The 13,925-nt window shown below is 70.7% G+C and carries 14 protein-coding genes; 7 read left to right on the forward strand and 7 right to left on the reverse strand.

Annotated elements, in window-relative coordinates; genetic code table 11:
- Positions 1–52: 52 nt before the first annotated feature.
- Complete coding sequence (locus ABTY98_RS16590) at positions 53–943, reverse strand: SDR family oxidoreductase (RefSeq protein WP_352221621.1); 891 nt, start codon at positions 941–943, stop codon at positions 53–55.
- Positions 944–1,095: 152 nt separating this feature from the next.
- Between ABTY98_RS16590 and ABTY98_RS16595 the strand changes: the two genes are divergently transcribed.
- On the forward strand, positions 1,096–2,025 hold the full coding sequence (locus tag ABTY98_RS16595) for a LysR family transcriptional regulator (protein ID WP_352221622.1): 930 nt from the start codon (positions 1,096–1,098) through the stop codon (positions 2,023–2,025).
- On the opposite strand, the gene ABTY98_RS16600 is transcribed toward ABTY98_RS16595, so the two are convergent.
- From ABTY98_RS16600 to ABTY98_RS16610, 3 genes are all read right to left on the reverse strand, one after another.
- Complete coding sequence (locus tag ABTY98_RS16600; protein ID WP_352221623.1) at positions 1,989–2,582, reverse strand: TetR/AcrR family transcriptional regulator; 594 nt, start codon at positions 2,580–2,582, stop codon at positions 1,989–1,991. The two genes, ABTY98_RS16595 and ABTY98_RS16600, sit on opposite strands and share 37 nt — an antisense overlap.
- Entirely contained in the window at positions 2,579–4,072 is a 1,494-nt protein-coding gene (locus ABTY98_RS16605) for an MFS transporter (protein WP_352221624.1), read from the reverse strand. The genes ABTY98_RS16600 and ABTY98_RS16605 overlap by 4 nt, the downstream gene beginning before the upstream one ends.
- Before the next feature lie 96 nt (positions 4,073–4,168).
- Entirely contained in the window at positions 4,169–5,362 is a 1,194-nt protein-coding gene (locus tag ABTY98_RS16610; protein WP_352221625.1) for an FAD-dependent monooxygenase, read from the reverse strand.
- A gap of 341 nt (positions 5,363–5,703) precedes the next feature.
- Here ABTY98_RS16610 and melC1 point away from each other — a divergent pair, with 341 nt between their 5' ends.
- On the forward strand, positions 5,704–6,099 hold the full coding sequence (gene melC1 / locus ABTY98_RS16615) for an apotyrosinase chaperone MelC1 (protein ID WP_352221626.1): 396 nt from the start codon (positions 5,704–5,706) through the stop codon (positions 6,097–6,099).
- Between the two features lie 35 nt (positions 6,100–6,134).
- On the forward strand, positions 6,135–6,956 hold the full coding sequence (gene melC2, locus ABTY98_RS16620; RefSeq protein ID WP_352221627.1) for a tyrosinase MelC2: 822 nt from the start codon (positions 6,135–6,137) through the stop codon (positions 6,954–6,956).
- 10 nt (positions 6,957–6,966) lie between these two features.
- On the opposite strand, the gene ABTY98_RS16625 is transcribed toward melC2, so the two are convergent.
- Positions 6,967–7,665, reverse strand: a complete 699-nt coding sequence (locus ABTY98_RS16625; RefSeq protein WP_352221628.1) for a ribonuclease H family protein — start codon at positions 7,663–7,665, stop codon at positions 6,967–6,969.
- A gap of 47 nt (positions 7,666–7,712) precedes the next feature.
- Positions 7,713–8,507, reverse strand: a complete 795-nt coding sequence (locus ABTY98_RS16630) for a VOC family protein (protein ID WP_352221629.1) — start codon at positions 8,505–8,507, stop codon at positions 7,713–7,715.
- A 150-nt stretch (positions 8,508–8,657) separates the two neighbouring features.
- Here ABTY98_RS16630 and ABTY98_RS16635 point away from each other — a divergent pair, with 150 nt between their 5' ends.
- From ABTY98_RS16635 to ABTY98_RS16650, 4 genes are all read left to right on the forward strand, one after another.
- On the forward strand, positions 8,658–9,665 hold the full coding sequence (locus ABTY98_RS16635) for a zinc-binding alcohol dehydrogenase family protein (protein ID WP_352221843.1): 1,008 nt from the start codon (positions 8,658–8,660) through the stop codon (positions 9,663–9,665).
- A gap of 228 nt (positions 9,666–9,893) precedes the next feature.
- Entirely contained in the window at positions 9,894–11,336 is a 1,443-nt protein-coding gene (locus ABTY98_RS16640) for a family 2B encapsulin nanocompartment shell protein (RefSeq protein WP_352221630.1), read from the forward strand.
- A 20-nt stretch (positions 11,337–11,356) separates the two neighbouring features.
- Positions 11,357–12,409 carry a family 2 encapsulin nanocompartment cargo protein terpene cyclase gene (locus ABTY98_RS16645; RefSeq protein ID WP_352221631.1) on the forward strand — a complete coding sequence of 351 codons (1,053 nt, stop codon included), beginning with the start codon at positions 11,357–11,359 and terminating at the stop codon, positions 12,407–12,409.
- 48 nt (positions 12,410–12,457) lie between these two features.
- Positions 12,458–13,342, forward strand: a complete 885-nt coding sequence (locus tag ABTY98_RS16650; protein WP_352221632.1) for a geranyl diphosphate 2-C-methyltransferase — start codon at positions 12,458–12,460, stop codon at positions 13,340–13,342.
- A 60-nt stretch (positions 13,343–13,402) separates the two neighbouring features.
- Here the strand turns inward: ABTY98_RS16650 and ABTY98_RS16655 are convergent, their stop codons facing one another.
- Complete coding sequence (locus tag ABTY98_RS16655) at positions 13,403–13,885, reverse strand: VOC family protein (RefSeq protein ID WP_352221633.1); 483 nt, start codon at positions 13,883–13,885, stop codon at positions 13,403–13,405.
- Positions 13,886–13,925 lie beyond the last annotated feature (40 nt).

A 13,925-nucleotide genomic window follows, 5' to 3' on the forward strand; every position in this document is an offset into this window, starting at 1 on the left:
GCACCCCTGAGGAGCGCGCTACCGAACCGGCGCCAAAAGTACCGGTCTTCTTCTAGAAGTAGTGGCGGCCCTCTTCCAAGTCAGCGATCAGACCCGGCTGTTCCGGCTCCCAGCCCAGAAGCTTCCGGGTCCTCTCGCTCGATGTCGCGTTGTCGATCGCCGCCACCGCGCCCAGCCAGCCGAAGTGCGCTTCCGACTCTGTGGGCGGGACGCTCTTCAGGGGGACGTCGAGGCCCTTGCTGATCGCCGTGGCGATGTCCTTGAAGGGGACCCCATGGTCGGCCGCTCCGTGCAGGGCCGTGCCCGCCGGGGCCGACTCCAGTGCCAGGCGGTACAGGTGGGCCGCGTCCAGGCGGTGTACGGCCGGCCAGCGGTTGGTGCCCTCGCCGACGTACGCGGCGACGCCCGTCCGGCGGGCGACGTCGATCAGCTGCGGCACGAAGCCCTGGTCGCCACGGCCGTGCACCGTGGGGGCCAGGCGGACCACCGAGCTGCGTACCCCGCGCTCGGCCAGTGCGAGGGCGGCGAGGTCGCAGGCGCCACGGTGGATGCGCGGTGCCGGAATGTCCTGCTCCGTCGCCACACCGTCGACCGCGGCGAGCATCATGGTTCCCGAGGTGACGACGAAGGGCCGGTCCGAGCCCTCCAGGGCGGCGCCGATCGCCTCGATCACGCGCAGGTCGGTCTCCACGGCACGTGTCACGTCCGGGAAGTCGTCATGGTTGAAGGCCAGATGCAGGACGCCGTCGGTCCCGGCCGCCGCGCGCGCCAGGTCGTCCGGGTCGTCGAGGCCGCCGCGGTGCACTTCCGCGCCCGCCGCCTTCAGGGCCTCGGCCGACTTGTCCGAGCGGGCGAGGGCGAGGACCTGGTGTCCGGCGCCGAGGAGTTCGGGGACTGCCGCGGAGCCGATGAAGCCGCTGCCGCCGGTGACGAATACCCGCATGGTGGGGTGCTCCTTCGATGAAGGCGATGAAGGGGGTTGTGCTTCCATCGTTCGGCCGACAGGCGGTGTGCGTCCAAAGCCTGTTTCTCATGGCGCCATGCCTTCTGGGCATCAGGGCAGGTCATCGCGGCGCTACGGCTTACCCTGGGGGCATGGCCGACATGGATCCCACCCCCGATCTCGATCTGCGGGTGGTCCGGTACTTCACCGTGGTCGCCGAGCAGCGGCACTTCGGGCGGGCCGCCGAGGCCCTGCTCATCACCCAGCCGTCGCTGAGCCGGCAGATCCAGCGTCTGGAGCAGCTGCTGGGTGCGCGGCTCTTCGACCGGACCCCGCAGGGCGCCCGGCTCACCGGGGCCGGTGAGGTGTTCCTGCCGCGTGCCACGGCGTTGTTGCGGGCCGCCGCCCAGGCCGCGACCGCCACCCGGGCCGCCGCCGAGCCCAACCGGGTCACCATCGGGTACATCAACGGAGTCTTCGTCACCGCGGCCGTACGCGATCTGCGCCGACGCTTCCCCGACGCCGAGGTGCAGACCCTGCACCTCGACTGGAACGAGTCGCGCGAGGCCCTGCTGACGGGGCGGGTGGACGCGGTGGTGACCCGGTTGCCGCTGCGCGCCGACGAGTTGCGGGTGACGGTCCTCTACGACGAGCCGCGTGTCCTGGTCGTGCCGCTGGACCACCGGCTCGCCGGGAAGGAGTCGGTCACGCTCGACGACATCGCCGATGAGCCGCTGCCCCGAGGGCAGGATCCGCTCTGGAACGCGTTCTGGCGTGTCGATCCCCGACCGGACGGCAGCCCGGCGCCCGGCGGTCCGCTGATCGACGCGGTGGAGGACAAATTCGAACACGTCGCCGCCGGGCAGGCGGTGGCGATCGTGCCCCGGGTTCCCGGCGTGGCCATCCGCCCCGACCTCACCACCGTCCCGCTGCACGGTGTCGAACCGAGCCATGTGGTGCTGGTGACCCGCGCCGAGGACGACACCCGGCTGCTGGCCGCCTTCCGCATGTCGGCCGAGGCGCTCCTGACGGCGCCGGAGCCCGGTCAGGGCGTCAGCTGGGCCTGGACGACGGGGCCGTAGCGGTCGGCGATGTCGTCGATCGCGGAGTCGCGCAGCCGTGGCCCGCGAGCGATGCCGTACATCACGCCCAGGCCGATGAGCTGGGCGACGGCGAGTTCGGCGCGCAGTCCGGCGTCGGGGCCGGTGAGCCGGGCGGCGACGCGGTCGACCACCTGGGCGCGGAAGTTGGCGCGCAGCACGTCTCCGTGGTCGCCGTGCAGGGGGGCGAAGACGATCCGCAGCAGCGGGTCGGCGCCCCGGTCGCGCTGGCCCTCCAGGACGTGCCGGACCATGTGCCTGCCGAGCTCGTCCAGGGGTGCGTCCAGCAGGGCGGTCGCGTCGGTGTCGAAGGACATCACACGGGCGAACAGGCCGTCCTTGTTGCCGAAGTACTTGAGGATCAGCGGCGCGCTGACCCCGGCGCGTTCGGCGACGTCCTTGAGGGTGATGTCGGCGTGCGCGTGCCGGGCGAGGAGGTGGCGGGCGGCCTTGAGGATGGCCGCCTTGGTGGCCTCCGCGTCCCGGCGGACGGGCGCGGGTGTGGTGTCGGTGTCGGGCCGGGTGCTCACGGCACTCATGCTCCCTCCAGCGCGTCGTCACGGGCGCTCCGGGTGCGGCTCCGGGCGCGCGGGGCGTCGTCCGTGGCCTTGTCGCCGGGTATGGACAGGGCGGCCGCAGCGGCCGCGAGCGCGATGACCCCGGCCATCGCGAACGCCAGCAGATAGCCGTGCAGCGTGGGGACCTGGGCGCCGCCGACGAGGCTGGTGTGATGGGTGAGGACGGCGGCCACGGCGGCGCTGGAGGTGGCCTGGCCGATGGTGCGCATGAGGACGTTGACGCCGTTGGCGGAGGCGGTCTGGCTCGCCGGGACGGCCCGCAGGATCAGCGTGGGCAGCGCGGAGTAGGCGAGGGTGGTGCCGGTGGCGACGACGGTGGCGCCCAGAATGATCAGCCAGAGGTCGCGGCTGTCAGCGATGCGCACCACGTATCCGCAGGCGATGACCGCGGCGCCGAGGGCAAGGGTGATGCGCGGGCCGCGGGAGGCCGAGATCCGGGCGGAGAGCGGCGAGAACAGCAGCATGGTCACGCCACCTGGGAGCAGGCAGAGACCGGTGGCCACGATGGACAGGCCGAGGCCGTACCCGGTGGCCTTCGGCGCCTGCACCAGCTGGGCGGTGACCAGGGAGTTGGCGTAGAAGGCGAACCCGGTGAGCAGGGCGGCGACATGGGACAGGCCGACCCGGGGGCGGGACACCAGGTGCAGGTCGACCAGCGGCTGCTCGGTCCGCAGTTGCTGCCACCCCCACAGGGCCAGTACGACGACGGTGGCGGCGAACAGTCCCAGCACGCTCGGGCTGCCCCAGCCCCACTGGCCGCCCTGGGAGACGCCGAGCAGCAGACAGGTCAGCCCCACGGCCAGCCCGAGCGCGCCGAGCACGTCGAACCGCCCGGGTGAGCGCACCGGGGACTCCCGGACCGCCCACCACACTCCCGCCACGCCCACCGCTCCGAGCAGGCTGGTCAGCCAGAACATGGTGTGCCAGTCGTAGTACTGCACCACCAGCGCGGCCAGCGGCAGGCCCAGCGCGGCGCCGATGCCGACGGTGGAGCTCATCAGCGCCACCGCCGATCCCCGCCGCTCGGGCGGCAGTTCGTCGCGCAGGATGCTGATCGACAGCGGTACGACGGAGGCGGCGGCACCCTGCAGAGCGCGGGCGGCGATGAGCACGGTGATGTCGGACGACAGGGCGCACATCACGGAGCCCACGGTCATCAGGGCGAGCGCCCCGGTGAGCAGCCGGCGCTTGCCGTACATGTCACCGGCCCGGCCGAGCACCGGGGTGAGGACGGCCCCGGATAGCAGGGTCGCCGTGACCATCCAGGAGACGGTGCCGGCCGAGGAGTGGGTGAGCTTGGGCAGGTCCGGGAGCAGGGGCACGACCACCGTCTGCATGACGGCCATCAGGATCCCGCCGAAGGCCAGTACCGGGATGGTCAGCCGCTCCCGCAACGGGGGCGGTGCGGCGGTCAAGCCCGAGGGGCCGGCGGTCGGGGCGGGGTGGTCCATCGGCGCTCCTGCGGACGGCAGAGATAAGGAGGTGAATACAAATTCACCCTATCGAGTGAATGACCTTTCACCAACTCATGCCGCCTTCGGGGGCGCCTACGACCGGGAGTGCAGGGCGCGCGCCGCCCGTGGCCCGAGCCATCGCTTGAACCGGCGCAGCACCTCCAGCCGGCCGGCCGCCTTGTCGATGCCGTAGTAGAGCTGCGGCGGTACGTACGGCAGGAGGGGCGAGTGGCGCTGGCCGAGCAGGGCGAACATGCGGTGCGGGGGCAGATGGATGTACCGGGGCAGGTTCTCGTACCACTGGGCACTGAGGCGGGCGGCGCTCTGGGCGGAGAGCAGTTCGGCCTTGCGCTGCCGCTCGTAGGCGGTGAGGGCCTGCGGATCGGCGCCGTGCTCGCGCAAGGCGTCGGCGAGGCACATCGCGTCCTCCAGGGCGAGGGTGGTGCCGGCGCCGATGGAGTAGTGGGTGGTGTGGGCGGCGTCGCCGAGCAGGACGAGGTTGCCGTGGTGCCAGGTGCGGTTGGTGAGGGTACGGAAGGTGGGCCAGGCGGCCACCGAGGAGCCGCCGGTCAGCGGCCGTCCGTCGAGGACGCCGGTGAACAGCTTTTCCAGCAGGGCCAGTTGGTCGGCCTCGTTCAGCGTGTCGAGGCCGAGGCCGGTGAGGGTCTCGGGGGCGCACTCGATGACGCAGGTGCTGTGCTCGGCGTCGTAGGGGTAGCCGTAGCACCAGACCCAGCCGTGCTCGGTCTCGGCGAAGGCGAAGGTGAAGGAGTCGAAGACCTTGGTGGTGCCGAGCCAGACATAGTGGTTGCGGCCCTCGGTGACCTCGGTGCCGAAGTCGTCGGCGTGCCGGGTGCGCAGGGCGCTGTGGATGCCGTCGGCGGCGACGACCAGGTCGGCCTCGGGGAGCTTGTCGGGCGTGATCTCGTTCTCGAACTCCAGCCGTACCCCCAGGGACCGGGCGCGGTCGGCGAGGATCTCCAGGAGGCGGTGACGGCCGATGCCGTGGCCCGCGTCGCCGGGCTGCCGGGTGGTCTGGTCGCGGACATGGGCGACGCCCTGGTTCCAGCGCACCGAGCTCTCCTCGATGGCGCGCGCCGACTCGGGATCGTGCGCGTGGAGCCGGTCCATCAGAGCGCGCCAGTAGGTGACCCCCCAGCCGTAGGTCGAGCCTTCGGGATTGCGTTCGTGGACGGCGATGTCATGGGACGGGTTTTGCCGCTTGAGCAGGATCGCTAGATACAGGCCGGCGGGCCCGCCTCCGACGCAGACGACCTTCACACGCACCCCTGGATTTCACGGAAAGTGGTCAATTGGAACCGCAGGGTAGCAGCGGACCCGGCCCCGGCCGGGTTTTCGAATCGCGCCAGATTGACGGCGTGAGCCATGACACCCGGACGGCGGACCACCGCGAAAGATCGACGGAAACACCCGCACCCGGGCAAGGAATTCCCCGTTCCGGGACCCGCGATCACCCCGCCACAGCGAGATCATCTTTGTTCAACCTTGTATGACATGTAGTCAATTGTCCTGATCACAGCCAACCCGGTCCGGGCGATTTCGCCCGCCCGGAAACCGGCGGATAGGCATACGGAGTCACCACCCGCACCCACCCCAGGAGCATCCGTATGCCCGAACTCACCCGCCGTCGCGCGCTCACCGCGGCGGCCGCCCTCGCCGCCGCGGCCGGCACCCAGACCCTGGTCGCGCCCGTCACCTCGGCCGCCACTCACCCGCGGCAGGGATCCCTCGAACCCTTCGACGAGGTCTACAAGGGCCGCCGGATACAGGGCCACCCGTCCGGCATGGACGGCATGGACGGCATGGACGACCACCACCACGGACACGGCGGCGGATACGCGGTGTTCGTGGACGGGGCGGAGCTGCATGTGATGCGGAACGCCGACGGCAGCTGGATCAGCGTGGTCAGCCACTACGACCCGGTGCGCACCCCGCGTGCCGCCGCCCGCGCGGCGGTCGACGAGCTACAGGGCGCCGCGCTGCTGCCGTTCCCCGCCAACTGACCGCCCTCGCAAGGACTTCCGGAGCCTCCAAGCACATGACCGTACGCAAGAACCAGGCCGGCCTGTCCGCCGACGAGAAGCGGCGGTTCGTCGCCGCCGTCATCGAGCTGAAGCGGAGCGGGCGTTACGACGACTTCGTGCGCACGCACAACGCCTTCATCATGTCCGACACCGACGACTCGGAGCGCACCGGCCATCGGTCGCCGTCGTTCCTGCCCTGGCACCGCAGATTCCTGCTCGACTTCGAGCGGGCGCTGCAGTCGGTGGACTCCTCGGTGGCACTCCCCTACTGGGACTGGAGCGCCGACCGCACGGTCCGTGCCACGCTGTGGGCCCCGGACTTCCTGGGTGGCAACGGGCGCAGCTCCGACGGGCGGGTGATGGACGGCCCGTTCGCCGCATCGAGCGGGAACTGGCCGCTCAACGTCCGTGTGGACGACCGTACTTATCTGCGCAGGTCGCTCGGGACCGGCGTGCGCGAGCTGCCGACCCGGGCCGAGGTCGACTCGGTGCTGGCCATCCCGACGTACGACATGGCGCCCTGGAACAGCGCCTCGGACGGCTTCCGGAACCATCTGGAGGGCTGGCGCGGGGTCAATCTGCACAACCGGGTCCATGTCTGGGTCGGCGGGCAGATGGCCACCGGGGTCTCCCCCAACGACCCGGTGTTCTGGCTGCACCACGCCTTCATCGACAAGCTGTGGGCCGAGTGGCAGCGCCGGCACCCGCAGGCGGCCTATGTGCCGGGCGGCGGGACGCCGGACGTCGTCGACCTGGACGAGACGATGAAGCCGTGGAACGACGTGCGGCCGGCGGACCTGCTCGACCACACGCGGTTCTACACGTTCGACGTCTGACGACGTCCGATCAGCCCTCGGCCGTACGGCACTCGGGGTGGCCCCAGCCCTGCCCGTTCTTCGCGATCGGCTCGCCGGCGGCGTAGGAGCGGCCGCACAGGCAACGGCCGGGGAACTTGGCCTTGATGGTGCGCGTCGAGGAGCCGCCGCCGGAGGTCTTGCGGGGTGCCGCCTTGCGGCGCGGGGCCGCGGAGGCGGCGGGCGTCGGCGACGGCGGCGGTACCGGGGATCCGAGGGCGCTGCCCGCGGCCTCCTGGACCGTCGCCGCCTGGCTGGCCGCGCGGTCGGCGAAGTCGTTCAACGGGTCACCGTCGACCTGGTGGGCGGGGACGTAGCGGAAGTCGACCGTGCGGCCGTCGAGGAGTTCGTCGATGCGCACGACGAGGTCCTGGTTGGCGACCGGCTTGCCCGCGGAGGTCTTCCAGCCGTTGCGCTTCCAGCCGGGCAGCCAGGTGGTGACCGCCTTCATCGCGTACTGCGAGTCCATCCGCACCTCGAGCGGCACGTCCGGGTCGGTGGCCGTCAACAGCCGTTCCAGTGCGGTCAGTTCGGCCACGTTGTTGGTGGCCTTGCCGAGCGGCCCGGCTTCCCAGCGAGCCGGAGTCGCCGCGTCGTCGGACACCACCCAGGCCCAGCCCGCCGGTCCCGGGTTTCCCTTTGAAGCCCCGTCGCACGCGGCCACCAGTCGTTCACCCATGGGCCCGATCATGCCACGGCCGGGCGGGGAGCCCGGCCGTGGCCCTGCGTCCGTGCTGGTCAGACGTCCTTGGCCTGGGGCGGCTCGCCCTCGGTGGTGGTGATGTCGATCACCGAGAAGTTGGCGCCCTGCGGGTCGGTGAGCGCCGCGAACCTGCCGAAGGGGCTGCTCATCGGACCGAAGCGCAGCACCGCGCCGAGCTTGGTCGCCTTGGCGACGGCCTCGTCGCAATTGTCGACGGTGAAGTAGACATTGATGTACGAGGGCACCTCGGGCGGGAAGTCGTCGGTCATCCGCATCCGGCCGAGGACGGTGTTCCCGTCCAGGTCGAACATCCGGAAGTCGACGTTGTCGTCCTCGAGCTGCCTGGCGGTGTAGGGGAAGACGGCGGTGAGGAAGGGGTCGGTCTTCTCGGGTTCGCGGGTGAAGACCTCGGCCCAGCAGTAGGCGCCGGGCACGGCCGTGGCCTCGAAGCCCTCGTGGACGCCGCCCTGCCAGACACCGAACACCGCGCCGCTGGGCTCCCGGGCCAGGCACATCGTGCCGAACTCGCCGACCTGCATCGGCTCCATCAGCACCTCACCGCCGTTCTCCCGGATCCGCGCGGCGGCGGCCGCCGCGTCCGGCGAGGCGAAGTACAGACACCACTGCGACTGCCCCTCCTGGCCGGGCATGGGCGGTACGACGGCGGCGACGGCCTTGCCGTTGGTGTAGGCCTGGGTGTAGTTGCCGTACTCCGACGTCGACTCGCCGAACGTCCAGCCGAGGACCTCGCCGTAGAAGTTCTTGGCCCCCTCCAGATCACTGAACATCGCGTCGGCCCAACAGGGGGTTCCTTCAGGTTGTACCGCCATCGCCGCGGCCCTTCCGATCGCACGGATTCTCCGGGTTCCTCACGCTAGCCATCCGGCGGTCCGCCCGCGCGCCGAACGCGGGACTCCGTCGGACACTGGGGAAGGTGAGCCGGCGGTCCTCGGTGGATGGGGCACGACATGACGGACACGATGCGGGCGTGGTCGGTGGAGCGGCCCGGACCGGTCGAGGGCGATCCGCTCCGGCTCGTCGAGCGTCCGGTGCCGGTGCCCGGAGCCGACGAGCTGCTGGTCCGGGTGCGCGCCTGCGGGGTGTGCCGGACCGACCTGCATGTCACGGAGGGTGATCTGCCGGTGCACCGGCCCGGGGTGACGCCGGGGCACGAGGTGGTCGGCATGGTCGCGGGCCGGGGTGTCGAGGTGGCGGACTTCGCGGTGGGTGACCGTGTGGGGGTGGCCTGGCTGCGGCGCACGGACGGGACCTGCGCCTACTGCCGGCGGGGCGCCGAGAACCTGTGCCCGCACTCGGAGTACACCGGCTGGGACGCGGACGGCGGTTACGCCCAGTACACGACGGTGCCGGCGGACTTCGCCTACCGGCTGCCCGGCGCCCTCGACGACGTGGCGCTCGCGCCGCTGCTGTGCGCCGGGATCATCGGCTACCGCGCGCTGCGCCGGGCATCGCTCCCCCCGGGCGGCCGGCTCGGCCTGTACGGCTTCGGGGGCAGCGCCCATCTCTGCGCGCAGGTGGCGCTCGCGGAGGGCGCGACCGTGCATGTGCTGACCCGGGGTGCCGAGGCCCGGCGGCTGGCCGTGGAACTGGGCGCGGCCTCGGCCCGGGACGCCTCCGAGCCGCCGCCCGAGCCGCTGGACAGCGCGATCCTGTTCGCCCCGGTCGGCGATCTGGTGCCGGTCGCCCTGCGCGCCCTGGACCGGGGCGGGGTGCTGGCGGTCGCGGGCATCCACCTCAGCGACGTGCCGGCACTGAACTACGAGCGGGAGCTGTTCTACGAGCGGGAGCTGCGCAGCGTCACCTCCAACACCCGTGGCGACGGGCGGGAGTTCCTGGCCCTGGCCGAGCGGCACCAGGTCCGCGCGACCACCCACACCTACCCCCTCTCCGAGGCCCCGCAGGCCCTGCGGGACCTGAAAGCCGGGCGCTTCGACGGTGCCGCGGTGCTGGTCGACGACTTTTCCTGAGCCCAACCCCGGCCGGACCCGGGCATCGGAGCGGATCACCGGCGCACACTCGGGAAACGCAACCTTTTCCAACCCGAACACCAGGTTTGCGCAACTAAGGCGCACAACCGCCCCTTTCGCGCCGTACCCGTAGATCACCACGGCTGTTTGGCTGGTCCTTGCGCAGCGCCACCTCGCACACCACCGACCCTCCGGGTCACCTATGTTCGCCTCTCTGCTGGAGGGAATGTGTCCACACCGGACAGCGTCATCGGTTCCGCCGTCGACGAGCCCGAGCCGGATCCGACCACCGACGGGCAGCTCACCAGTCTGAGCACCCGGGCCGCACGTCAGCTCGCCACGACCACCAAGTCCGAACCGCAGATGCAGGCCATCACCTCACGATGGCTGCTGAAGACACTGCCGTGGGTGGACGTCAAGGGCGGCGCCTACCGGGTCAACCGGCGCCTCCAACTGCGCACCGGACGCGGCCGGGTGAGTTTCGAGCAGAACGGCGGCGACGACATCAGGGTCATCCCGGGGACCCTCACCGAACTGCCCATCCTGCGCGGTTACGACGACCTGGACGCGCTGACCCAGATCGCCGCGCGGTTCCAGTCCCGCGAAGTACGCGCCGGACAGGTGCTGTTCGAGGCCGGGCAGCCGGTCACCGAGACCTACCTGGTCGTGCACGGCCGGTTCATCCGGTACGCGGCCGGCAAGTACGGCGAGGAGGAGGTCGTCGGGGTCGTCACCGACGGCGACCAGATGGGCGACGAGGCGGTCGGCCAGACCGACCCGCTGTGGCTCACCTCGGTCCGGGCGGAGACCGCCGGCGTGGTGCTGGCGCTGCCCTGGGCGGTCGTCGAGGAGGTCATGGACCGGGTGCCGTCGCTGGGCGCCCATCTCCAGGCGTATGTCGACCGGCAGCGGCTGCCGATGAACCGCAAGGGCGAGGCTGAGGTGCCGGTACAGGCCGGCCACCGGGGTGAGCCGACCCTGCAGGGCGGCTTCGTGGACTACGAACTCGCACCGCGCGAGTACGAGTTGTCGATCACCCAGACCGTGCTGCGGGTGCACACCAGGGTCGCCGACCTCTACAACCACCCGATGGACCAGACCCAGCAGCAGCTGCGTCTCACGGTCGAGGAGATCCGCGAGCGCCAGGAGTGGGAGCTGGTCAACAACCGCGAGTTCGGGCTGCTGCACAACATCGACTACGGGCAGCGGATCAGTTCCTTCACCGGCCCCCCGACCCCGGACGACATGGACGAGCTGATCTCCATGCGCCGCAAGACCAAGGTGATCCTGGCGCACCCGAGGGCGATCGCGGCGTTCTTCCGGCAGTGCAACCGGCGCGGACTGGTGCCGCCGAGCGCGAACATCGACGGGCACGAGATCCCGGCCTGGCGCGGGGTCCCGATCTATCCCTGCAGCAAGATCCCGATCAGCGACGACCACACCAGCAGCATCATCGCGCTGCGCACCGGCGAGGCCGACCAGGGGGTCATCGGCCTCTACCAGACCGGGATCCCGGAGGAGTTCCAGCCCGGCCTGAACGTCCGCTTCATGGGCGTCAACGAGCAGGCCATCGTCAACTACCTGGTCACCGCCTACTACTCGCTGGCCATCCTGGTCCCCGACGCGGCCGGGATCCTGGAGAACGTCCAGCTCGGCCGCACCGCCGACTGACGGCCTGGAGCACAGTCATCATGACCACACCCACCACCTCCTACGTCCTGCCCGGGCCGCCCGACATCGCGCGGAGTCTGCGTCCGGCCCGGCGCACCGGGGCGGTCCCCGGACTGCACTACCGGCCGGCCGTGCCCGCCGACCCCGCCAAGGCCGCCGAACTCGACCGCCGCCTGGAGACCTGGGCCCGGGAGCTCGACCTGTTCCCCGAGGCCTGGAAGGGGGACTTCTCGGGCTTCCAGTTCGGCCGGGCCGTCGTACTCCAGCATCCGGGCGGTCTCGACCTGGACCGGCTCACCGTCGCCGGCAAGCTGCTGCTGGCCGAGAACATCGTGGACTCCTGCTACTGCGAGGAGGACGAGGGACGCGGCGGATCGCGGCGCGGGCTCGGCGGCCCGCTGATCATCGCCCAGTCGGCACTCGACCCCTACCACGGCATCCCGGAGCTGGAGGAGGAGTGGCGCGAGGGCATCCGGGCCGACGGTCCGCTGCGCTCGTACCACTTCGCCCTGGCGGACTTCGCCGGGTTCGCCACACCGAGCCAGACCGACCGGTTCGTGCACGACATCGCCCGGCTGCACCTGGGGTACCTGGGCGAGGCCGCGTGGATGGAGACCCGGTACATGCCGCGGGTCTGGGAGTACCTGGTGATGCGGCAGTTCAACAACTTCCGGCCGTGTCTGTCGATCGTCGACGCGGTGGACGGCTACGAACTGCCCGAGCAGCTCTACGCCCGCCCGGAGATCCAGCGGATCACGGCCCTGGCCTGCAACGCGACCACCATCGTCAACGACCTGTACTCCTTCACCAAGGAGCTGGCGAGCGACCCGGACCACCTCAACCTGCCCCAGGTGGTGGCGGCCAACGACCGGCGCGGACTGAAGGCGGCCTACCTGAAGTCCGTCGACATCCACAACCGGATCATGGAGGCCTTCGAGGAGGAGTCGGCAACCCTGGCCGCCACCTCGCCGCTGGTCGCGCGCTACGCGGAGGGCCTGGCCGCCTGGGTCTCGGGCAACCACGAGTGGCACTCCACCAACACCAACCGCTACCACCTGCCCGACTACTGGTAGCACCGCGCTAATCCGAAACGCCGTCAGAAACACTTCGAGGAGCAACTGTTGACCACCGCCCCTGTCGCCCGGAAGACGTCCACGTCAGCCCCGGTGCCGACCCAGTCCAGGTACCAGAACCGCGTCGCGGACTACTGGAACGCCGAGGAGAACCCGGTCAACCTCGAACTCGGAAAGATCGACGACCTGTACCACCACCACTACGGCATCGGCGAGGCCGACTGGTCGGTGCTCGACGAGACCGACCCCGAACTGCGCAAGGAACGCGTCACCAGCGAGCTGCACCGTCTGGAGCACGCCCAGGCCGAGCTGCTGGCCGGTCACCTCGGCCCGCTCACCCCGGCCGACCGGGTCTTCGACGCCGGCTGCGGCCGGGGCGGCGGCAGCATCGTGGCGAACCTGCGCTACGGCTGCCAGGCCGACGGGGTCACGATCTCCGCCAAGCAGGCCGACTTCGCCAACGACATGGCCCGTAAGCGGGAGGTCGGCGACAAGGTCCGCTACCACCACCGGAACATGCTGGACACCGGCTTCGAGACGGGCGCGTACGCGGCCTCCTGGAACAACGAGTCCACGATGTACGTCGAGCTGGAGCTGCTCTTCGCCGAGCACGCCCGGCTGCTGCGCCGCGGCGGACGCTACGTCACGATCACCGGCTGCTACAACGACACCTACGGCCGGGCCTCGCGCGAGGTGTCCCTGATCAACGCGCACTACATCTGCGACATCCACCCGCGGTCGGAGTACTTCCGGGCGATGGCGAAGAACCGGCTCGTGCCGGTCCATGTGGAGGACCTCACCCAGGCGACGATCCCCTACTGGGAACTCCGCAAGCAGGCCGAGCACCTGGTGACGGGGATCGAGGACGCCTTCCTCACCGCCTACAAGAACGGCAGCTTCCAGTATCTGCTGATCGTGGCCGACCGGGTCTGACCCGGCGAGGCGCATGCGCGGGGCGGTGTCTGCGGACACCGCCCCGCGTCGCCATGCGGGTCACTCACCCGCGTACGCCTTCTTCAGCGTGGCGATGTCGAGCTTGCCCATCGCGTACATCGCCCGTGTGGTGCGGGCCGCCCTCTCCGGGTCGGCGTCGCCGATCATCTCGATCAGCCCGTCCGGGATGACCTGCCACGACACGCCGTACCTGTCCTTGAGCCAGCCGCACGGGCCGGGCTCGCCGCCGTTCTCGGTGAGCTTGGTCCAGTAGTAGTCGACCTCCTCCTGCCCGTCGCAGTAGATCTGGAAGGAGATCGCCTCGGTGAACTTGAACTGCGGGCCGCCGTTGAGGGCGACGAACTTGTGTCCGTTGGCCGTGAAGTCCACGGCGACCACTGAGCCGGCGGGGCTCGGTCCGGCCTCGGTGTAGCGGCCCACCCGCCCGACGCTGGAGTTCTTGAAGATCGACACGTAGTAGTGGGCGGCCTCCTCGGCCTGGCCGTCGAACCAGAGACACGTGGTGAATCCGTCGGTGGTCATGGACACCTCCTGGGGCGTGGAACAGGGTCATCTGTACCGA

Source organism: Streptomyces sp. NPDC096040, from assembly GCF_040303265.1.
GTDB lineage: Bacteria > Actinomycetota > Actinomycetes > Streptomycetales > Streptomycetaceae > Streptomyces.

What these genes read in the sequence shown, in the direction of transcription:
- ABTY98_RS16590 (WP_352221621.1), bottom strand. Translation starts at nt 943, where the DNA reads ATGCGGGTATTCGTCACCGGCGGCAGCGGCTTCATCGGCTCCGCGGCA.
- ABTY98_RS16595 (WP_352221622.1), top strand. Translation starts at nt 1,096, where the DNA reads ATGGCCGACATGGATCCCACCCCCGATCTCGATCTGCGGGTGGTCCGG.
- ABTY98_RS16600 (WP_352221623.1), bottom strand. Translation starts at nt 2,582, where the DNA reads ATGAGTGCCGTGAGCACCCGGCCCGACACCGACACCACACCCGCGCCC.
- ABTY98_RS16605 (WP_352221624.1), bottom strand. Translation starts at nt 4,072, where the DNA reads ATGGACCACCCCGCCCCGACCGCCGGCCCCTCGGGCTTGACCGCCGCA.
- melC1 (WP_352221626.1), top strand. Translation starts at nt 5,704, where the DNA reads ATGCCCGAACTCACCCGCCGTCGCGCGCTCACCGCGGCGGCCGCCCTC.
- melC2 (WP_352221627.1), top strand. Translation starts at nt 6,135, where the DNA reads ATGACCGTACGCAAGAACCAGGCCGGCCTGTCCGCCGACGAGAAGCGG.
- ABTY98_RS16625 (WP_352221628.1), bottom strand. Translation starts at nt 7,665, where the DNA reads ATGATCGGGCCCATGGGTGAACGACTGGTGGCCGCGTGCGACGGGGCT.
- ABTY98_RS16630 (WP_352221629.1), bottom strand. Translation starts at nt 8,507, where the DNA reads ATGGCGGTACAACCTGAAGGAACCCCCTGTTGGGCCGACGCGATGTTC.
- ABTY98_RS16635 (WP_352221843.1), top strand. Translation starts at nt 8,658, where the DNA reads ATGCGGGCGTGGTCGGTGGAGCGGCCCGGACCGGTCGAGGGCGATCCG.
- ABTY98_RS16645 (WP_352221631.1), top strand. Translation starts at nt 11,357, where the DNA reads ATGACCACACCCACCACCTCCTACGTCCTGCCCGGGCCGCCCGACATC.
- ABTY98_RS16655 (WP_352221633.1), bottom strand. Translation starts at nt 13,885, where the DNA reads ATGACCACCGACGGATTCACCACGTGTCTCTGGTTCGACGGCCAGGCC.